Origin of the sequence: Bowmanella denitrificans (assembly GCF_002887595.1) — a bacterium.
GTDB classification, from domain to species: Bacteria; Pseudomonadota; Gammaproteobacteria; order Enterobacterales; family Alteromonadaceae; genus Bowmanella; species Bowmanella denitrificans.
The window spans coordinates 540,284-559,873 of record NZ_PEBU01000001.1 but is presented as its reverse complement, the minus strand read 5'-3'; the positions used below and the strand labels follow the sequence as shown (position 1 = coordinate 559,873).

At 48.5% G+C, this 19,590-nt stretch carries 18 protein-coding genes; 4 read left to right on the top strand and 14 right to left on the bottom strand.

Annotation, left to right across the window (positions count from 1 at the left end):
- Window positions 1-40: 40 nt before the first annotated feature.
- Both CSR04_RS02580 and CSR04_RS02575 read left to right on the top strand, forming a co-directional pair.
- Entirely contained in the window at window positions 41-586 is a 546-nt protein-coding gene (locus CSR04_RS02580) for a hypothetical protein (protein ID WP_146027086.1), read from the top strand.
- Window positions 579-2,156 (top strand): sensor histidine kinase, encoded by a 1,578-nt coding sequence (locus tag CSR04_RS02575; RefSeq protein WP_102794653.1) that lies wholly within the window; start codon window positions 579-581, stop codon window positions 2,154-2,156. Before CSR04_RS02580 ends, CSR04_RS02575 begins: the two co-directional genes overlap by 8 nt.
- Before the next feature lie 23 nt (window positions 2,157-2,179).
- Here the strand turns inward: CSR04_RS02575 and CSR04_RS02570 are convergent, their stop codons facing one another.
- The 12 genes from CSR04_RS02570 to CSR04_RS02515 all read right to left on the bottom strand — a co-directional run bounded on the left by CSR04_RS02570 (window position 2,180) and on the right by CSR04_RS02515 (window position 10,806).
- Complete coding sequence (locus CSR04_RS02570; RefSeq protein ID WP_102794652.1) at window positions 2,180-2,962, bottom strand: motility protein A; 783 nt, start codon at window positions 2,960-2,962, stop codon at window positions 2,180-2,182.
- Entirely contained in the window at window positions 2,955-3,818 is an 864-nt protein-coding gene (locus CSR04_RS02565; protein WP_102794651.1) for a MotB family protein, read from the bottom strand. The genes CSR04_RS02570 and CSR04_RS02565 overlap by 8 nt, the downstream gene beginning before the upstream one ends.
- Window positions 3,811-4,527: a hypothetical protein gene (locus CSR04_RS02560; protein WP_102794650.1), complete on the bottom strand. Its 717-nt coding sequence runs from the start codon at window positions 4,525-4,527 to the stop codon at window positions 3,811-3,813. Before CSR04_RS02560 ends, CSR04_RS02565 begins: the two co-directional genes overlap by 8 nt.
- Window positions 4,520-4,867: a PadR family transcriptional regulator gene (locus CSR04_RS02555; protein ID WP_102794649.1), complete on the bottom strand. Its 348-nt coding sequence runs from the start codon at window positions 4,865-4,867 to the stop codon at window positions 4,520-4,522. Before CSR04_RS02555 ends, CSR04_RS02560 begins: the two co-directional genes overlap by 8 nt.
- Window positions 4,868-4,977: 110 nt before the next feature.
- Window positions 4,978-5,487: a GNAT family N-acetyltransferase gene (locus CSR04_RS02550; RefSeq protein WP_102794648.1), complete on the bottom strand. Its 510-nt coding sequence runs from the start codon at window positions 5,485-5,487 to the stop codon at window positions 4,978-4,980.
- 132 nt (window positions 5,488-5,619) lie between these two features.
- On the bottom strand, window positions 5,620-6,162 hold the full coding sequence (locus CSR04_RS02545) for a hypothetical protein (protein ID WP_102794647.1): 543 nt from the start codon (window positions 6,160-6,162) through the stop codon (window positions 5,620-5,622).
- A gap of 49 nt (window positions 6,163-6,211) precedes the next feature.
- Window positions 6,212-7,645 carry an alkaline phosphatase PhoX gene (locus CSR04_RS02540; RefSeq protein WP_102794646.1) on the bottom strand — a complete coding sequence of 478 codons (1,434 nt, stop codon included), beginning with the start codon at window positions 7,643-7,645 and terminating at the stop codon, window positions 6,212-6,214.
- A 201-nt stretch (window positions 7,646-7,846) separates the two neighbouring features.
- On the bottom strand, window positions 7,847-8,638 hold the full coding sequence (gene tatC / locus CSR04_RS02535; RefSeq protein WP_102794645.1) for a twin-arginine translocase subunit TatC: 792 nt from the start codon (window positions 8,636-8,638) through the stop codon (window positions 7,847-7,849).
- On the bottom strand, window positions 8,635-8,991 hold the full coding sequence (locus CSR04_RS02530) for a Sec-independent protein translocase subunit TatA/TatB (RefSeq protein WP_102794644.1): 357 nt from the start codon (window positions 8,989-8,991) through the stop codon (window positions 8,635-8,637). The genes tatC and CSR04_RS02530 overlap by 4 nt, the downstream gene beginning before the upstream one ends.
- 2 nt (window positions 8,992-8,993) lie before the next feature.
- The gene (gene tatA / locus CSR04_RS02525; protein ID WP_102794643.1) at window positions 8,994-9,224 is read right to left on the bottom strand and encodes a twin-arginine translocase TatA/TatE family subunit; all 231 of its coding nucleotides are present in this window, start codon (window positions 9,222-9,224) and stop codon (window positions 8,994-8,996) included.
- Window positions 9,225-9,303: 79 nt separating this feature from the next.
- The gene (locus CSR04_RS02520; protein WP_102794642.1) at window positions 9,304-10,014 is read right to left on the bottom strand and encodes an SIMPL domain-containing protein; all 711 of its coding nucleotides are present in this window, start codon (window positions 10,012-10,014) and stop codon (window positions 9,304-9,306) included.
- A 105-nt stretch (window positions 10,015-10,119) separates the two neighbouring features.
- On the bottom strand, window positions 10,120-10,806 hold the full coding sequence (locus CSR04_RS02515; protein ID WP_216362494.1) for an MOSC domain-containing protein: 687 nt from the start codon (window positions 10,804-10,806) through the stop codon (window positions 10,120-10,122).
- Window positions 10,807-10,844: 38 nt separating this feature from the next.
- Here CSR04_RS02515 and CSR04_RS02510 point away from each other — a divergent pair, with 38 nt between their 5' ends.
- Both CSR04_RS02510 and CSR04_RS02505 read left to right on the top strand, forming a co-directional pair.
- A complete protein-coding gene (locus CSR04_RS02510; protein ID WP_102794641.1) occupies window positions 10,845-11,090 on the top strand; it encodes a hypothetical protein in 246 nt (81 codons plus the stop codon).
- A gap of 204 nt (window positions 11,091-11,294) precedes the next feature.
- A complete protein-coding gene (locus CSR04_RS02505) occupies window positions 11,295-15,089 on the top strand; it encodes a PAS domain-containing hybrid sensor histidine kinase/response regulator (protein WP_172449207.1) in 3,795 nt (1,264 codons plus the stop codon).
- An 8-nt stretch (window positions 15,090-15,097) separates the two neighbouring features.
- Here the strand turns inward: CSR04_RS02505 and CSR04_RS02500 are convergent, their stop codons facing one another.
- Both CSR04_RS02500 and CSR04_RS02495 read right to left on the bottom strand, forming a co-directional pair.
- Complete coding sequence (locus CSR04_RS02500) at window positions 15,098-18,559, bottom strand: ATP-binding protein (protein ID WP_102794639.1); 3,462 nt, start codon at window positions 18,557-18,559, stop codon at window positions 15,098-15,100.
- A 14-nt stretch (window positions 18,560-18,573) separates the two neighbouring features.
- Window positions 18,574-19,509: a diguanylate cyclase gene (locus tag CSR04_RS02495; RefSeq protein ID WP_102794638.1), complete on the bottom strand. Its 936-nt coding sequence runs from the start codon at window positions 19,507-19,509 to the stop codon at window positions 18,574-18,576.
- Window positions 19,510-19,590 lie beyond the last annotated feature (81 nt).

Below are 19,590 nucleotides of genomic sequence, written 5' to 3'. Positions count from 1 at the left end.
CAAGATTATGCAGCATATAAGGCGCTGGTTTGCATGTCTGTTGACACTGACTGTCTTGTCAGTGCCAGCACCTGTGCAGAGCCTATATCTGGCCGACGGTTATGGCCAGCATCGTGCCTATGTTGGTCTGAAACTGTTTCGAACCCTGGTGACCTCAGATCTTGGCCTGCACGAGCGAATTGCACAGGACCAGACGCTGGTGTTTTACCTGATTCATGTCAATTCCGATGAGGACGCGCAGCTTTACCGGCAAGTACTGGCAGACAGTTTCGAGCAGTTGCAGAATGCCAAAACCCGTGTAGAAGTTGTCACTCTGGAAGAGCTGCTTGCGTTGCCGGGCAAACAAATTGCCGGCGCTTTTATTACCCAACCGCTAAATGACGATGAACTTAAGGCACTGGTGGCGAAGAGTATCGCTGAACCTTTTGTGTTGTTCTCGCCTTTTGAAGGGGACGTTGAACAAGGGGTGCTTGGCGGCTTGTCGGTGCAGGCAACAGTGCGCCCCTACATTAATTTGCGCACGCTGAAACGCAGTGGCCTCAACATTAAGTCCTTCTATATGAAGGTAGCCATACAATATGAATAACAGGCAAATACAACGCTGGCTCAAAGGCAACAGCAATCTGGTCAATCACCTGGTGATTGCCATTATCTTTCTGACCCTGCTGGCGGTTTTTCTGTGGTCATTGGACAGGTACTGGCAAAAAACCTTACAGCCCAGATTGTATCTGGCGGCGAAAACCCAGGCCAGTATCCTGGCCCAGTCACAAGGCACGGTTTTATTAGGAACCTTGGAACACAGTAATGCCCTGGCTGAGGACTTGATGAATACCATTCGACAGATGCTGATTGTGGAAGATCCAGCAATTGGTGGGCGTTATATTCATCACTTCAGCCTGGAATTAAATTATGACGCCATCGGGGCCCCGGCAGGGAGCCTGGATTACAGTACCGAAGGCACCCCCTGTCCTGATTGCTTTCGCGTGGATATTCCGCTCATCAGCCACATGGGAGAATTGATGGGTGTGGCCATGTTTGATATTAGTGACGCCTATTTTCGAAGTTTAAGCGCGGAAATGAAGTCCAAGTTGTATGCTGAATCCAGCATTGCCCTGGGCTTGTTGGTGGCTGTGTGGTTGGCACTGGCCATTATGTTCCAGCGACTCAATTCCGCCAAACTGCTGATTGAGGCTTCTGATCAGGCTAAAACAAAGTTTATGGCCAATGTAACCCACGAGCTACGTACGCCATTGAATGCCATTCTTGGCTACACGCAGCTATACAAGCAAAACAGTACGCTGATGCAGGAACACAGTCACGGTATTGAAACCATAGACCGCAGTGCCGAACATCTTTTGTTGCTGATTAACGATATTCTGGAATTTTCCCGCACCGATGAGGACAGCCTGACAATCCACCCCCACGAGGTTAATTTACCCTTACTCCTGCGCACGCTGGTGGACATGATCAGTATCAGCGCAGAGGTGAAAAACCTGACGTTCACTCATGTATTTTCTGCAGACCTGCCGGATATGGTGCTGGTGGATGATAAACGCCTGCGCCAGGTATTGCTTAACTTGTTGCACAATGCGGTGAAGTTTACCCATTCAGGACAGATTAATTTTAGCGTCACGCACTTGAAACAAAGCCGCGATCATCGGCATAAGGTGCGCTTTAGTGTCAAAGACACGGGGATTGGCATCGCCAAAGAGCAACTTCAGCACATTTTTATTCCCTTTCAGCAATTGGACAACGACATTACCCGCGCCGAAGGCTCAGGCCTGGGTCTGACTATCAGCCAGCGACTGGTCAGGCTGATGGGAGCTGAATTAGAGGTGCGCAGCGTGCCGGAACAAGGTAGTGAGTTCTGGTTTGAACTGGAGCTGCGCAGTATTGCTAACGCGGCTGAGATGGAAAACGCGCCTGAGCCCAGTCAAATTAACACGCCGTTAGTGCTGCCGTCGCAGGACATTCTGCAGCAACTACAACTGCTGGCCCGGCAACACAATGTGTTGGGCATTCGGGAACTGGTTAAGGATCTGGAACTGCAACATGAATATCAGGCGTTTGTGCAAAAGATCCAACCTTTTATCCGCCAATACAGGTTCAAGCAACTGGTGGTCTGGTTAAATCAGTTGCCCTCAGACGACAGATAAAACGGGCTAATTTCCAAGGGGTATCAGCCTGTCATCAGTTGTTTCATTTCCTCTTCCGATTTGCGCTTATGGCTTTCCACATAGGTTTGCAGGAAATTAAACGTGGCTTTGGGGTGCTCGCCCTGAACTATCTTGATCGCGGCGTCCTTAATCAGGCTCTGGTACAGTAATATTTCATTACTGCGGGCGCTGAGTTTTTTCGCCAGTGGCGTGGTAATACCATTGGCAATCAAAGCACCGTATAAGGTGGTCAGTAACGCCACCGCCATTTTTGGTCCAATACTGGCAGGATCCTCCATATTTTGCAGCATCGCCACCAGGCCCACCAGTGTGCCTATCATTCCCATCGCCGGGGCGAATTCAGAAAAGGTCATCAGTACCTTAACGGATTGCTGATTACGCTCACGGGTCAGGTAGATCTCTTTGTTCAATAACGCTTCAACCGTTGTGACGTCATAACCATCAACCAGCATGTCCATGGCTTTTTTCACAAAAGGATCGGCATAGCTTTCCTGATCCAATGCCAGCAACCCGCCACGGCGGGATTTGTCAGCCAAACGTACACAGGTTTCAATGGCTTGCGTCATATCCAGTTGGTTGCGTCTGAAGGCATAAGCGATATTGCTGATGGCCTGAAAGAAAACCTCAGGGCGAACGCTGAGGATTACTGCGCCCAAAGTACCTATCAGCACGATGGAAACCGACGGGACATTAATGTAACTAAACAGTGATTCACCGCCACTGATAATACCCAGGATGATGGCGGTAACCACCAGAAGTAATCCGGCAACTGAACCTTTATCCATTGTGATTTCCTTGTTGAAGTTCGATTAAAGACAGCTCCCGATTGATGGCTTTCCCCTGACTTAAGGTGATTTCCACCCGACGGTTACTGGCCCGGTTGGCGGAGCTGGTATTGGGCAGCAGCGGCTGGGTATCTGCCAGACCTTCTACTTTTAAACGCCAGCGATTGGCCTCATTGCTCAGCACCCTGGCAATAGCAATGGCCCGGGCTGCTGACAACTCCAGGTTGTCCTGAAACAACTCATTACGCTGGGGTAGGTTATCTGTGTGACCGCTGACAATGATCTCCCCTGGTACATCACCGAGTATCCCGGCAATCTGTTGTACCAATGGTACAAACTGAGGTTGCAAAAAGGCACTGCCGCTGGCAAAGGCACCTTTTTCATGTATGCGAATGACCAATTGTTGTCCCAGATTGTCCAGCTCGAAACGGCCTTCTTTAAGGTGTTCTGCCATGTCGGTCTGAATGCGGGTTTGAGCCTGTTTAAGGGACTGACTCAGGGCGGCTTGTGCAACCTTAGCCTGGCCATCAAGCCTTTGTACCAGGGGCTGTGAATCGTTAGTGGTGTATTGGCGAACCTGATTGACAGGACTTGGCTCTGGCTTGCCTGGGCTGAATTCCTGGGCAATGACACTGGTCCCTTTGGGAATATCCTCTGCCGGAATACGTTGCTGTACGCCAAAGGCATGCTTCATTGACCCAGCCAGCTGTTTAAATTTGATCACGTCAATTTCAGAAAATGACAGCAGCAGCACGAAGAAGCACATCAATAGCGACATTAAATCAGCAAAGGTTGCTAACCAGCCTTGCTCACCTTCGCTGCGTTCGGTTTCGTGCAGCAGCTCCTGACTATTCATGTCTGGACTCCACTAACAGGTTAAGGCGCTTGATCAGCAGGCAGGCCAGTGGCGGTAAGCTGTAGCATATATGCAGCACCATGAAAGCCAACACGGGGCCAACTTGCCGGGCTGGCGGCGTGTACCAGAAGATATAAAGTTTGCCGATCAGATACGGCGTAAAGATAAGCATCATAAATATCCCCGTGAGTTTTGCAGTAGTAGTGCGATTGCGGTGGTAGCAATACCAGCCCATGGCAATGCTCAGCAAACTCCACAGCAGGGCGGGGGGATGCACTAAGAACCAGAGATCTTCCACCTCGGTCAGAGCCAGAGGAAACTGTGCCCAAATGGCGCTTTCCGTCAACAGCCCAGGAAGCTGGCCAGTAATTAAACGTTGCATACCTTGTTCGACGCCAGTGGGGAACTGGTCAAAACTGGATAACCAGGCAATAAAGGCAACCAGCACGGGCACTAATGCCAGGCTGGCATAGGTCGTATAACGCAGCAATTTTATGATGACAAGGGAATGCGTAACGACATAGGGCAGGCTATGTATTGTTTGTTGCCAGTACCATGCTCTTGCTGCTGGTATCGAAGAGACTGCCCGCTGTTGGAATTCTTCATACAGGTCGCCCAGTAAGGGGGCTGCCTTGGCCTGCCCGGCCAGTATTTGCAACAAACCCTGAGCAAGTAACGGCGGCTGCACAGGGGTGTTTTGACTAGTCATAAACCATCTCCCCTGAGGAACAGATTATGATGCCCTGCCACATAGTATCCAATGCGGCTTTACATTGTTTCAGGGCCAGTCTGCCTTTGGCGGTCACTTCAAAGTAGCGTTTAGCACGCCCTCCCCGCTCGGGAGTGGCATCGCCAAGCCAGGATCTGACTAATCCTTTCTTTTCCATACGCTCTAACGTGGCATATAGCGCACCTAGGGCGACATCCCGGCTAATTCTGCTATGCAACAATTGTCGTATCGCTGCACCGTAAGCACAGTTGTCCAGTTGCAGCAGTGCTAGCAGGGTCACCTGCTCAAACTCACCTAGTATCTTTCCGGGTTCAGCCATCACCTTTCCCCATCTATTCCTACTTTGTAGTAGAAATAAACCACGAGCAGGATTATTTCTACTACTTTGTAGTTTTTATGGATATGTTTAACGATACCTGTGACGAGCGATTAATATCTGGGACCGCGTTGGAAGAGCAATAAGTTGTCCGCTGAACCTTCTAACTTAAAGGGGCCAAGGGAAGAAAAACCGGCTCTTTCCAGTTGACGAATGGAGGCCTGATTGTCTGACTGGCAATAGGCCAGGATTTGCTTCAAACCTGTGGCGTCAGCATTTGCCAGCACCGCCTGAATGGCTTCCTGCGCATAACCTGCGCCACGGCCTGCCGGCAGAAATGCATAGCCCAGATCCGGGTGGTCAAGATAGTCACGTTTAAGCAGGCCACATAAACCTATGGCTTGGTCTGTGTCCCGCAGAGCCACCCTCAGCAGGCAGTAGCCATGGCTTCTATACATGGCTAACGGGCCATCCTGAATGTGCTGGCGGGCATCTTCCAGACTTCGCACATTTTTGTCACCGATATACTGCAAGAACGCCGGATCATTGAGCAGTGCGAGGATAAAGTCGGCATCCGCTTCGGTCAGCAGGCGTAAAGATAATCTTGGCGTCAATAATTGCATGGTGGGTGTACAAGTGTAGAAATCATCTCAGGCATCATAACTGGGAGAAAATATGTTGCCAATCAATGCTTTTCTAATGACTTTTTTGAGGGCAGTTGCCGGCGGACTCAAGCCGCCGGACAATAGAACAGCTTAATAGCCGCGGCGCTGGCGGTATGCCAGCACTGCCAGGCTTAACAGGAAGATGGCAAACAGTGACGGCTCTGGCACTTGTGCCACACTCAGGCTGTAATCGTAGACATCTATGCCTGGGCCAAAGTCATTGCCACCCACGGCCAGGGTATAGAACCCTGCAGCCAGGTTTATGCCAAACATATTGCCCATGCCTGGTACATAAGGTTCGCTGCCACCAACATAGGCAAGTTCTCCGTCGAACAAGCTGGTGAAGTTTTGATCATGGAAGAACAAAAAACCTGGGTCAGCGCTCAGGGTGCCGCTGAACAACGACAGGCCGAAGGTAATGGCTGAACTGACCGAAAATTCATAGTTGCCAGCCTGGGTGACTTCAAAAGTCCAGAAATCCACCCCGGCGGTGTCATCCATTTGCCAGGCATCCTCGCCAACCACTTGGCCCGTTACTGTGCCAGGCACGGTCATCGACATAATGGCCGCCTGAGTGGTAGTGCTGAGCATCAGCAGCAAAGCCAGGCCAGCGGATTTTATTAATGTTTGCATTGCTATTCTCCAATTAAATAAGGCGGGGCGCAGTGCGCCCCGGAGTCAATTACAGGGCGCCATTTTCCCAGGGACCGGTAATCGCAAATGTCACGCCAGGGGTCTGGATATTGACGAACAACCAACGATCATGGAAACAGGCTCCGGCCCACTCACTGCTGGTGAAGCTGCGGCGACTGGAACCATCGGTGGAATTGCCAACACTGGAGAGGAAGTTGGCACGAGTGCCAGGGTATACGGCATCAATAATGGCCAGGTCGCCCTGATCCAGCGCAATGCGGTTTTCAGCAAAATGGAACGTATTGCCTTCCATCGTTAAGCCGACCATACGCTTGGGATTGGAACCCCCATCTTCACACATCAGAATGTTGCCACGGGGGCTAACGGCGATATTGTCCGGGCCATCTACTTCATCACGGCTCTGAGACTCAAACACCAGGGTGAGTTGCTCTTTACGTGGGTCGTAGCAGAAGATCTGTCCCAAATTGGCTGCACCGCCAGAGGTGGAAACAAAGTAAATTTTACCATCGTCATACCAGCAACCTTCACCACGCTCGATAATGGCTGCGTCGGTTGCCTGGCTGAAACATCTCTCGTTAAAGGCATCGGGATCTGCAACTTCCTGCCAGCTCACGTTCCATGTACTGCCTTCAACCAAACCGCCGCGCAGGTCCAGGCGAGGCGTATTGTCCAGCACCATGGCATACAACTTACCGCCTGATTTCAGGTCGCCCCATTTACCGGCAGGAACAAATTTGTAGAACGCTGACTGACCCGCATCTTCGGTTTCGTACACTACGCCGGTGGCTGGGTCGACGGCAGCAGCTTCATGAGAGAAACGGCCCATTTCACGAATAGGTTCACCGTCAGACAGGCCAAATCCAGGTACTTCAAACACATAGCCATGATAGAAACCTTGCGCATTCTGATAGGTTTCTTCACAGGACATCCAGGTCCCCCAGGGCGTCAGTCCGCCAGCACAGTTGCGAATGGTGCCGCCCAGGCTGTTGTAAGAAGACAGGAATTTACCCTGAATGACATCAAACAGGATATTACTGGTACCGCCGCGCTGAGCGGAGTTGTAAACACCACGACCACCGCGAGGTGCGGAAGTATGGCCGCTGCCGCCTTGCTCATGGTTACGGACTAAACAAACTACGCTGCCTTTGGCGGCAACCACAGCCATGCCATCATGGGCGCCAGGGGTGGGCTGGCCATCCGCCTGGTTGTATCCGGTCCAGCCAAATGAGGTATATTCAAAACCTTCTGGCAGAGCCAGCAGCTCAAGGCCTGTGGCCTGACATGGCTTCATGGTCAGTGGGCCATAAGAATCAGAATACGGCAGACTGGCAGCAACAGCGCGATTAGCCATCATGGCAAAGGCGGTACTGGCGGCGACCATGCCGCTGCCTTTTACGAAGTCGCGTCGATTAACTACGGGTTGGATTTCATTGCTATCGTTGGAAAGATTACTGGTCATCATTGCACCTGCTAAACAGTTGTTTTTGAAATTCTTTGGGTTACCTGTAAACCTCAAGGCAACAACACCCAACTGGTTATTCCAGCCAAGCCAATGTAGCGGGGGCAGATGACAGTGTTCCGTCAAATAGTTGACACTTAGTGGAAAGTTTTATGACACCAAATGCAGAATTGATATGAGGGATAAATCGCTATTGCGGGTAGGTTAGATACTGGCCTGACGTCGCTGGCGGCTGCTGGCGTCGGCCTCGGTCCAGTGAATCAGCCAGATGGACAATTCGTACAACAGTAAAACTGGCAAACCCAAGGCAATCTGCGAGATAAGATCCGGTGGCGTGAGGAGAGCCGCCAGCAAAAAAATCGCCACTACGGCATGGCGACGATAGCGTTTCAGTCCTTCGGCACTGGCTATTCCGGCTTTGGCCAGTACCAGTAGCAGGATGGGCAGTTCAAAACACAGGCCAAAGGCCAGAATCAGCTTAATGACCAAACCCAGATATTCACTGACCTTGGCTTCCAGCTCCACACTGATGGCATCACCGCCGCCCGGTGTTTCAAAACTGATAAAAAAATCCCAGGCCAGTGGCATGACGATGTAAAACGCCAGGGCGGCCCCGCCAACAAACAATACCGGTGTCATGGCAAACAATATCGACAGGCTTTTTTTCTCATGTTGATAAAGCCCCGGTGCCAGAAAACGCCATAGCTGGATAAGCATCAGTGGCAGGGTAAAGAACAAGGCGCTGAAAAATGCCAGTTTCAGGTACGTAAAGAAGGCTTCATGCAGGCCTGTGTAGATCATTCTTCTGCCACTGTCTGGCCCAAAAATGACTAACAAAGGGCGCTGCAAAAAGTGATAAATATCCTGAGCAAACACATAAGAGAGGGCAAATGCCAGAGCGAAGAAGCCAAGGCAATACAACAGCCTGGTACGTAACTCCAACAAATGGCTGAGTAATGGTGCCTTGGACAAATCCAACGGGTCCTGATGGCTCATGGCTGTTGCTCTTTGCTCTGCATGGCCTGCTGCCGGGCTTGATCCAACTGAGTGCGACGTTCAGCATGCTGTTCGGCACTCATGCTGCCTGGCGTGAAGTCAGCCGGCAGGTTGCGCACTTCGTCGGGGAGCCACTGTCGCCATTGTTCGTCGGGCTGGCTGGTTTTACCGGAGGCCATATCCACCTCCCGCTCCAGTTGACTGATGCTGCCAAGCATATCCTTGTAGATGCGCCTGGCTTTTGCCATCAGCTTGCCACCGGTGCGAAACAGGGCAGGCAGGTCTTTGGGGCCAATTACAATCAGCGCCAGCACTGCGACAAACAGCAATTCCATCCAGCTAAGGTCAAACATGATCAGGAAGAGGGCTGTTGGGACTTAGTGTTTTGTTCGGCTTTATCGGCGATATGGCCCTGCTCGAGCCTGGAAGTTGTTTGCTCAGCTTCCTGCTGCTCTTCGCTCATGCCTTTCTTAAAGCTCTTGATGCCAGCGGCCAGGTCACCCATCAACGCAGGAATTTTGCCACGGCCGAACAGCAACAGGAATATCAATACCACCAACAGGATTTGCCAAACACTCAGGCCCATAACGCCTCCGTAGACAATTAACTATCCGGCAATCCTAGTGGTGGTTTATGTCGGGCACATGACGGAAATATGAACGATTTCAGTCAGCCAGATAATACTCAATAGTCGACACAACCCTGATGGTTTTAATATGTGGATTGTTCTTATCGCGATCTTCAATACTGAACTGGCCCTGAGAAGCTCGGCGAATCTTACCGACCTGGCTTTGCGAATCCTTGGCGAACTTCTCAGCTACGGCGCGGGCGTTGGTGGTGGCTTCCTGCACCATGGCCGGTTTTAATTCGTTCAGGCCGGTAAACTGGTATTCGGTCATATGTTCGTAGTTGTTGGCACTGAACACCAACCCTTGTTTACCCAGCTCAACAATATCCTGCATGGCGTCACGAACCAGCTCTATTTGCGGGGAATAAACTGTCACCACCTGAGTGGCCAGAAAGCGAAATTCTGCTTTTTCACCGCCACCCCATTGCTGGGCTGATTTGTCAGTAACGGATGGCGCGTTAATACTGACAGCGCTTTCATCTATGCCTTTGAGAGTGAGATAAGCGCGGATCTTTTCAACGTTTTTTTCCATATCCAGATACAGTTGCTCCAGGTCGTTTCCTGCTTCGGTAAAGGCAATCGGCCATATCACCACATCGGCCGATACCTCTCGTTCAGACAGGCCTTTAACGGTGACGGTGCGCTCATACTCTTTAACTTGAATGGCTGCATTGCCGAGCAAATAGCCGAGCAGCGCCAGGCCTAAGAAAACGCCCAGTGCCAGCAGACTGTTTTGTTGTTTTTGCATATGCTTTCTCTCTTGTATATATGTTGACCCGGATAGTTGGCCAAGCGTAACGCCAAATCCTGGCAATACTATGGCAGCAAAAAGATGAATAGGGGATGACGCAGGCTAGGAACGGGGCAAAAAACCGAACAAGCGCTTACTCCAGTCTTCAACATAGCCCTGCTCCAAACGCAGCCGGGCTTTTGCCTGCCAGCTTGCAGATAACGCATCGCAAGCCAGTAATTGCTTCAAGAATAATGAATTTAACGGGTGGTTGAAAAATTGCCAGGCTACTATGCGTACGGTTAACTCCGGCCAGTTTCGCTGCAACAAACTGACGCTATCACCGGGTGTTACCAAACCGGGCTCCAGCACCCGCAGCAGATAGCCAGCCCGGCCGGTCAGTTGCAATTGCAAGGCCATATCCGGCACCCCAAAGCGCAGATTCAACTTAAAGCAAGGGGAGCGTGGCTGACTGATTTGCACTGTTGCCTGGCCTATCTGAAACACATCGCCAATACAAACCTGTTCCTCTGTCATACCGGTCAGGCTGATATTTTCACCAAAAGCCCCCGGCACAAAGTCTGGATGCTCAGGGTATTGTTGCTGCCAGTAGGCATAGTGTTCCTGCGGGTAAATATGCAGGGCGCGATCCGGACCGCCGTGATGTTTCTGGTCGGCCTGCTCGTCCCCGGCAAAACCCTGTCGGCTAAGTAGCAAAGCTTGCTGCTGTTTATGCTTAAAAATAGCGCTTTGTATATCCTTACCAAGCTTACCTGACTGACCAACAAACAGGTCTAAATTCATACGCATACCTTTCCTGTAAATTAATACAATTCATATTACTTTTTGTGCTGGGCGCAGATTATTTGCAGGCCAGCAAAGGCGACTGTGTTGGCTCTATCAGCGATTTACTGAAACACCTGATGAAACGTGGACAGGTCCGGCAGGCGCCAGCCGAGCCCCTTGCCAGGCTGATACATGGCGGCCTGATGGATGCTGTCCTATGGATAGCTGACAGCGACCAACCTCAGCAAGCTCTGATGGATTCATTGCAGAGCCCGGATTTATTACTGGATGGGCTCAAAGTAGCGTAGTGCTGTCGTGCGGACAAGAAACTGGCTCTGTTAGCAAATTAAGTGCTAATAGTAAGTTGCTTCTGCGGGAATAGAGGCCTCCTGCATTATTTGGGTTAGTTTCTTGCGGTTTTTACGATATTCATTGAATCTCTACTATATCCATCACTTGGTTTTTCATTGAACGTAGAATTGTGAAACGTGAGTATGACAAAGGATATGCACGTGAGAAAGACAATATGGCAGGTTGCTGGCACCTTCTTCATCGGTGTCTTTGCCACTGGCCTTATTACATGGGACGTGGAACGAACCACTAAGGTAAGAATCGAAGAAGCCCTTGCTGACAGTCACAATAAAGCTGTCGCCGCCGTACTGGAGCGGATAAGACTCTACCAATATGGTCTGCATGGTGTGCGGGGGGCTGTTCATACTGTCGGGTTGGCAAACCTGTCCAGAGCCGCATTTTTGCGTTACACCGAAACCCGGAACTATAACCGAAACTTTCCTGGAGCAAGAGGCTTTGGTGTTATTCGCAAAGTGTTGCCTCAAGAGACTGAAGCATTTGTTCAACAAGCCAGGGATGATGGTTGGCCTTCTTTTAGCCTCACTGAGCTATCTGCCAATGCAAGCGAGCGCTATATCATTCAATACATTGAACCAGTAGACAGAAATGTTAAAGCGGTAGGGCTGGATATCGCATCAGAGAGAAATAGGCGAGAAGCGGCAAGAAAAGCGCTACTCACTGGTGAAGTGCAGATAACCGGGCCAATTACCTTAGTTCAGGTATCAGGGAAACATTTGCAATCATTCCTGATCCTCATGCCTATCTACCAAAGCACCACACTCCCCCCTGTTGCACAAAGAGAAGAACTGGCATTTGGCTGGAGTTATGCACCATTGCTAATGTCCGAAGTGCTGGCCGATATTAAGGTCGATACGGATACAAGTTTTCTACGGATTCAGGATATTACCGAGAGTGAATCAAGAGAGTACTTCTACGTCAGTGAGCCGTCGGATGAAGACATCATTCGTTGGCAAAGTTCGACTGTTGAGGTATTCGGACGAAAATGGAAGTTTGAATTTGGTATTAAGCCGGATTTCATATACCAGTTGAGTCCAGCAAACAGTATGCATTACCTGGCTGGAGGACTAAGTTTAAGCTTGCTTTTGTCTACCCTTGTTTATGTACTGGCATTGGGAAGAAGGAGCAGACAAGCGACTATTGATGCGCAGGCTAAGATGGCCTCGATTGTTGAGAATTCGGAAGACGGAATTTTAGGTCTGACAGCTAACCGGGAATTAATTAGTTGGAACCATGCTGCCAAAGAGCTGGTTGCCAATCAGAAGCCTTTGGAGCCTGGCGATGAGTTTCACAATCTTTGGGAGCCGCGATATCAGCCTTTTCTTGACCAGGCGTTTTCTGCATTGGACAAGGGGCAGCGCATTCATACTTTCCATATTCAACGGGAGCGTGATGAAAAAGTTCAATGGTTAGCGATCACGATCAGTGTTATTGGCGATACTGAACAAGGGTACTCAGTTGTGATCCGCAATGAGACAACGCAAAAAGAGGCTGAACTAACCATACAAAATGCCAATCTCCTGTTAGAGAAAAAAGTCGCATCCAGAACAACAGAACTTCAGAGTGTTAATCAGCTGCTCCAATCTGTATTAGATGCAGCGTCACAAGTTGTCATTATTGTTTTTACTGCAGAAGGTATTGTTACCTTGTTTAACCGTGGTGCCGAACAGGTGTTGGGGTACAACGAAGACGAGACCCTTGGCAGCAACATATTGGCGCTGTTCAATGACAATGAATTAAACGCCAGAAATGTCAAACTAGCCGCAGGAGTCAACTACTGCCCTGTTGGTTTAGCGGCACTCACCGGGCCTGCACAAACAGACGGTATTGAAAAGTTCGAATGCCACCTTATCAAGGCTAACCGCTCAACAGTACCTGTATCAATGGTTATCACGGCTATCAGAGGAACTGATAATGTCACATCGGGTTATCTTCTTATCGCCAACGACATCTCTGAACAAAAAAGCATAAAGGCGGCGCTGGAGGACACCAGGGATCGCTTGCTTATGGCAACGAGTGTTGCTGAGTTGGGTATCTGGAACTGGGATGTTCAAAGCGATGAGCTTAACTGGAACGACAGGATGTACGAAATCTATGATTACGGCACTGATATCAAATCGCAGGGCATCACCTATCAACATTGGCGCCGCAGAGTGCATCCTGACGATATAGAAATGGCTGAGTCAGCATTGATGGACGTTGTGCTAAGAGATCTGGAATACAACACGAAGTTTAGGCTTATCAGTCCCCAAGGTGAGATTAAGTTCATAAAAGCGGAGGCTCGCAGCGTAAAAGATAGTGACGGTCGGGTAATTTATGTAACTGGTATCAACATAGATGTTACTGACCAAGTGGAAGTCGAACAAAGTTTACGGCGTGCCAAAGAGAATGCTGACGCGGCCAGTGCCGCTAAGTCAAATTTTCTAGCCAATATGAGTCATGAAATCAGAACCCCAATGAATGCAGTGATTGGCATGTTACAACTCATTAATCAAACGTCTCTTACTGACAAACAGCAAGATTACCTCAGCAAAGCACAATCGGCATCAAAGTCACTGCTACAATTGCTTAACGATGTTTTGGACTATTCAAAAATTGAAGCGGGAAAAATTGATATCGATTTACATCCCGCAGACTTAGAATCCTTGATAAGAGAGCTCACCGTGGTGTTCAGCGGGAGTCAGATGAAAAACAGCGTAGAACTGCTGTATGACATTGATACTAATTTACCTAAGTCAGTGCTTGTTGACAGTCTCAGATTAAAACAGGTGTTGATAAACCTGGTCAGCAACGCCTTAAAGTTCACTATGGCAGGGACGGTCACCGTTGTGGTGAAACGACAATCTAACGGAGAAATTCAGTTTGGTGTTAAAGATACAGGTATTGGTATTACTGAGGCGCAACAAAAGAAAATATTTCAAAGTTTTAGTCAAGCCGATCCATCGACCGCCAGACGCTTTGGTGGCTCGGGCTTGGGGCTTGTTATTTCAAGACGCCTGACCAACTTGATGGGGGGAGAGCTTCAATTTACCAGTGAGGAAGGAGAAGGTAGCCACTTCTGGTTTTCACTCCCACTAGTGGCTGTAGATGACGCTAATACACCATCCATAACAACAGCCCAAGTTCTCTTTAAAAGGGTTCTAGTGATTGATGACAATCCCTATGCTCTCGAAATTCTCTCAGAGAGCTTAAAAGGATTTGGTCTTGAAGTTGACCAAGCGAAAACGGGCCAAGAGGGTATCGCAAAGTTTGAACACCATAGTAGATCGCATCCGATAGATCTATTGTTGGTTGACCTGCGCTTACCGGATATCAGTGGATTAGATGTGGCGCGCAGCGTACGTCGCTCTGCACCCTCATCGTTGCAACCTAAAATTGTAATGGTCACTGCGCATGGAAGGGATGAGCTAGAAAGTGAGTTAAACGGTGAGCAGCCTTCCTTTGACTGTTTTATCACCAAACCTGTAACGCCTTTACAGTTATTTGAGTTGATAAGTGCTGGGAAAAAAGATGAGGCAGTTAGTGAGAGGTCCAAGAATAGCCAAAAAGCTAAACGGCTTAGTAATGTGACTATTCTTTTGGTTGATGACAATGAAATCAACCGTGTTGTCGCCAATGAATTACTGTCTGCTGAAGGAGCCAAAGTCTATTGCGCTGAGGGCGGTGCGGAGTGCATTACTATGCTGAAAGCAAATAAAGAGCGCATTCAATTAGTGTTGATGGATATGCAAATGCCGGACGTCGATGGAATTGAAGCGACCACTCGCATAAGGAAAATCCCCGAATTTACTTCTCTACCTATAATCGCTATGACGGCCAACGTCTCAAAGGATGATATTCAGGCCTGTTTAGATGCAGGTATGAATGACCATATTGGGAAACCGTTTGATCTAGAGAACGTTGTTGAGAAGATTTTAAGCGTACTAGCTCGAACCTGATATAACTGCTAGCCAATAGGTAAATCAGCAGCATCAGTGAGTTGCTTCATCAAATCTGAATAGCTATTTTGTATTTTGGCGAGAAAAGGGGGAAATAAACTTGTATCCCCTCGTTTCGCCACATCTTCCAATTCGGACAGCTCTGATGCCAAATGTGAGGCACCGACATCACCCGCTAATCCCCGAAATGCGTGGGCCGTTTTTCTTACCGCATCAATGTCTTGTTTCTCTATAGAGCTATTGAGTAACTGCAGTTTCTCACCGGAATAATCAATAAACATTCGAACCACTTTGTCAAACAGCGTTTGGTTGTTCTGCATTCTGGTTAATGCTGCGTTTTTGTCCCATACCGGCAGGCTGCTACTTTCCCTGGGCGGCACTTTTTTAGGAACCTTCTTTCCATCACACCACTTAATCAGCTTATCTTCCAGGATGGTGGCTGAGATAGGCTTTGTAAGGTAATCGTTCATGCCACTGGCCAGACACTTCTCCCGCTCTCCGGCCATCGCGCCTGCCGTCATCGCAATAATCGGGATCTCAACCAGTTTGTCACCAACTTCACCTGCTCTTATCCTCTGTGTTGTCTCGAAACCATCTAAGATGGGCATCTGGCAATCCATTAAAATACAGCTGACTGATGGATGCTCAGACAATACATGCAGTGCCTCTTTTCCGGAGTTGGCAACAAGGATATCTACTGACAACGGTTCTATTAGCCCTTTTGCCACTTCAACATTGATGGCATTGTCGTCCACAATCAGGATGGTGTGCCCTAAAAGTGATCTATTGGAAGTTACTTGCGGTCTTTCGAGGGTTGATTGGACATTCGAGGTCACGGATGCCAAGCCTGCAACTTTTTCAAGTAGCTCTGTTTGGGTCAGTGGTTTGTTTAATATCGAGTAATCAACAGGAAGTGCTTTTTCCTCGTCCTTAAATAGGCCTAACAGCGCGAAGCAACGGAGTTGTTCTTGCGCTAACATGTCTACTACCTCTGTCAGTTCGGCATAGTTGTGATCAAATATGCAAATATCAGACTTCTCCAGAGCTTGTGGTAGTAAACTACTGTCCTCAGGAGCCGTTGCCGATGCGCCGAGTTTAACCAACAAGCGCTGCGTACACTTCCGCAGGACAGGGTGACCTACAAGAATGGTGACATGTTTGTCATTAAGGGCGGCGGAGACATCGTGAGTCAGTATAGGTGGCTTCTCTGGAACCACGTAAAATCTAAAGCAGCTACCCTCGCCTTTTTGGGACTCGAATTCGATTTCTCCTCCCAAGAGGTGGCAAAGTTGCCGACAGATAGATAGCCCCAGTCCAGTTCCACCATATTGCTCTGAAATGCCAGAATGCTCCTGGCTAAAAGCCTGAAACATCTTGTGCTTATTCTCATCAGCTATGCCAACACCACTGTCCTGAACCTCAAAGTGCAGTCGATCTTTTCCATTTTCATCTACGTCATTGAAAGCCGATAGCTTAATGTAACCATGCTCGGTGAACTTGGACGCGTTGGATAACAAATTGGTCAGGATCTGTTTCAAGCGCAGTATATCGCTTTGCACTTCATCAACATGCAGGTCAGCTAGGTCCAAAATAAATTCCAATCCCTGCTCTTGTATCTTTACCGCCATGGAACCTGCCAACGTTTCGAGCATATGTACAACATTGAATGAGGCTAGTTCAATATCCAATTTGCCGGCTTCAATTTTTGACAGATCCAGAATGTCGTTGATCAGCGTGGCTAAGGTGTTTGTGCTACTTTCGGTCATCGCCAGATATTTCTTCTGGTTATCTGTCAGGGCATCACGTTTTAATAACTGTATTGAACCCATCATGCCATTTAACGGGGTGCGCATTTCGTGGCTGACATTTGAGATAAAAGCACTTTTTATCTCGCTGGCCTGCACGGCCTTTTGGTGCGCAAGGGCCAGCTCAGCGGTTCGCTGCTTGACCTGTTTTTCCAGTTCTTCTTTGGCCAGCTGGCTTTTCTGCTCGGCTATCTTTTGTGCTGTTATATCCTCAATTGACACGGCAAAACCTTTCAAAGTACCGTCATTTGTAATCACCGGTGACAGGGATATCTTTGCATCTATTTGAGACGTCACCGTTTTAAATTGTGTTTCGGTAACTTCAACTGAACTGCTGTTAATTGCCTTATCTATGGCTTCATTTAGCTGTTTGTTGTTCAAAGCCGGTAAACTGTTATATACCGCCCCTAAGACATTGGCCGTAGACAAACCAAATAATCTCTGCGCTGCAACATTCCAAGTCTTAATGCGTCCAGCAAGATCTATGCTGAAGATGGCATCGGAGGCACCATTTACTATCGCTTCGGTTTCTGCCAGTGTCTCAGAAAGTTTGATTTGGGATCTAAGTTTCCCATTAAAGATCAATAAAATGGTTAAAAGTATGCTGGATAAAATAAACACAAAACCATAAGACGAAAGGCGTTCTTGCATTAGCATGAGTTGAATATTTGCTTGGGGATAAGCGAGGAGCAGTTGCAATATCCCGTCATCGGAGCTACCGCTAATGCGGATATCTTTACGGATAAACTGGAATGCCTTGGCGTCTTCCCTTGAAACGAGGCTTCCCCGGCGACCACTATCCGTGGTTGAAAGCATATACTCTGAATTCAACGATAATTCAGGGTTTAAATCTTCTGAATACTGCAGTCGTTCATCTGGGTGATAGATAAAGTGTCCGTCGTCGTCTAGCAGCATTAAGACAACCTCAGAATCCAGGGAATTAATCAAGCGGGTAAGCAATTCTTTCGCGCTGATGTTGATGATCAGGAAACCATACTGAGCGCCAGAGTCGTAAAAAATGGGCAGTGCCAATCTAAGCATTGGACGGTAAGGGTATTCAATTTTTCCGTACTCGCGATTTAGATTGATATTGGATATATAGAGCTCACCAGGGTGAGAGTCTTTAAGTACCTTAAAGTAACCGCTGTCAGATTTAGTTTGTAAGCGTTCTGTGGGGGTAGTTAACAGTGCACCAGCCACTCGATCAACTCGTACGACTTCCCTGCCAGCCCTTTCAGTACTGATAACTCTTAATTGATCAATCTCAATTCTATTCTGCATCAGAGCAGTAAATATTGTACTAAGGCGTTGTTTCCACTGTTCCAGTTTTGTGCCATCTAACGGGTCAACACCGTTGTTTTCTGTTGCTCGCGCTAAGCCTGAAATAGGGGGAGTGGCATGTAAAAAAAGTAGTTCTTGTCGGTATTGTCTAATCGCTTCGTTGACTAGATTAGCACTTAAAACTATGCCTTGCTGGAGCCGTTGATCTACCTCATCCTTAACTTCTTCATTGAGTCTCGATTCATAGTAAATCGTCAAAAGCACGGTAATAAATGCAACAACGGTCAGGGCGGCAGGCAGAAAGTACTTGAAGACATCTAAGCGTTTTACACCGCTATTAAACGCTACTCGCTTTTCATCTGAGCCTTCTGAGTCCACTGTCATTGTTTCTTCTCAATCTATTGGCCATTTGAGGTAACGCAGACATGATTACGTCCATCTGTTTTGGCCCTATACAATTGATCATCTGTACGTTGGAGCCAAGCCTCCCAATTCGCGCCATCTGACTCCTCAAGTTGTGAGAGTCCCCCGCTCAGCGTGACGACCCCAAAAGGGGATTCTGGATGACGTAATTCAAGTTGCTTAATCGCCGCTTTGATGCGTTCGACCACATTCAGTGCGCCATTTAAGTCTGTATCTGGTAACAGGCATAGAAATTCTTCACCACCATAGCGGACCAAGGCATCTGAGGGGCGCAATAGGGTACTTTTCAGTGCGTGTGCTACCTGTTTTAGGCACTGATCGCCCTGTATATGGCCAAAGTGGTCGTTGTAGCGTTTAAACCAGTCCACATCAAACATGGCTAAGCAAAAGGGCTGTTGCTTTCGTCTGGCTTGTCGAATTAATCGTGGCACGGCGTCGTTTAGCCAGTGTCGGTTATATACCCTGGTTAAGCCGTCCAGCACACTCTGCAGTTTAAGGAAGTCAGTTTGTAATTTCAGTGTCAAATGGGCTTTTACCCGATTGATCAAGGTAACCGCATTCACGGGCTTGACAACATAGTCGACGCAGCCAGCCTCCCAACAAGCTTGTTCGTCGTCGTCCTCGTTCAATGAGGTGATAAAAATAACGGGGATGTGCTGAAGGCCCGCTTCGGATTTAAGCAATTTACAGAAGGATAACCCATCCATTTCCTTCATTAAGATATCGGTCAATATAAGATCGGGAGGATTGCGAGAACAGTACCTGATTGCTTCTTCCGCACTGGCAACAACGGCAACCTTACAAAGATCGTCAAGATAGTTCGCAATAATTGTTCTGGTAATAGGTTCGTCTTCGACGATGAGTACCGTAGATGTACTTAGCTGGTAGGGAGTGTCGATCAAACTTTGCAAGGCCAAGCATCCTTAATATCACTTGCGAAACACTCATAAAATGAATGATTTATGCGCATTTACAGCAATTTACAGCAGCAT

Coding starts and splice junctions, on each gene's coding strand:
- CSR04_RS02575 (WP_102794653.1), top strand. CDS start 579: ATGAATAACAGGCAAATACAACGCTGGCTCAAAGGCAACAGCAATCTG.
- CSR04_RS02570 (WP_102794652.1), bottom strand. CDS start 2,962: ATGGATAAAGGTTCAGTTGCCGGATTACTTCTGGTGGTTACCGCCATC.
- CSR04_RS02565 (WP_102794651.1), bottom strand. CDS start 3,818: ATGAATAGTCAGGAGCTGCTGCACGAAACCGAACGCAGCGAAGGTGAG.
- CSR04_RS02560 (WP_102794650.1), bottom strand. CDS start 4,527: ATGACTAGTCAAAACACCCCTGTGCAGCCGCCGTTACTTGCTCAGGGT.
- CSR04_RS02555 (WP_102794649.1), bottom strand. CDS start 4,867: ATGGCTGAACCCGGAAAGATACTAGGTGAGTTTGAGCAGGTGACCCTG.
- CSR04_RS02550 (WP_102794648.1), bottom strand. CDS start 5,487: ATGCAATTATTGACGCCAAGATTATCTTTACGCCTGCTGACCGAAGCG.
- CSR04_RS02545 (WP_102794647.1), bottom strand. CDS start 6,162: ATGCAAACATTAATAAAATCCGCTGGCCTGGCTTTGCTGCTGATGCTC.
- CSR04_RS02540 (WP_102794646.1), bottom strand. CDS start 7,645: ATGATGACCAGTAATCTTTCCAACGATAGCAATGAAATCCAACCCGTA.
- tatC (WP_102794645.1), bottom strand. CDS start 8,638: ATGAGCCATCAGGACCCGTTGGATTTGTCCAAGGCACCATTACTCAGC.
- CSR04_RS02530 (WP_102794644.1), bottom strand. CDS start 8,991: ATGTTTGACCTTAGCTGGATGGAATTGCTGTTTGTCGCAGTGCTGGCG.
- tatA (WP_102794643.1), bottom strand. CDS start 9,224: ATGGGCCTGAGTGTTTGGCAAATCCTGTTGGTGGTATTGATATTCCTG.
- CSR04_RS02520 (WP_102794642.1), bottom strand. CDS start 10,014: ATGCAAAAACAACAAAACAGTCTGCTGGCACTGGGCGTTTTCTTAGGC.
- CSR04_RS02515 (WP_216362494.1), bottom strand. CDS start 10,806: ATGCGTATGAATTTAGACCTGTTTGTTGGTCAGTCAGGTAAGCTTGGT.
- CSR04_RS02500 (WP_102794639.1), bottom strand. CDS start 18,559: ATGACAGTGGACTCAGAAGGCTCAGATGAAAAGCGAGTAGCGTTTAAT.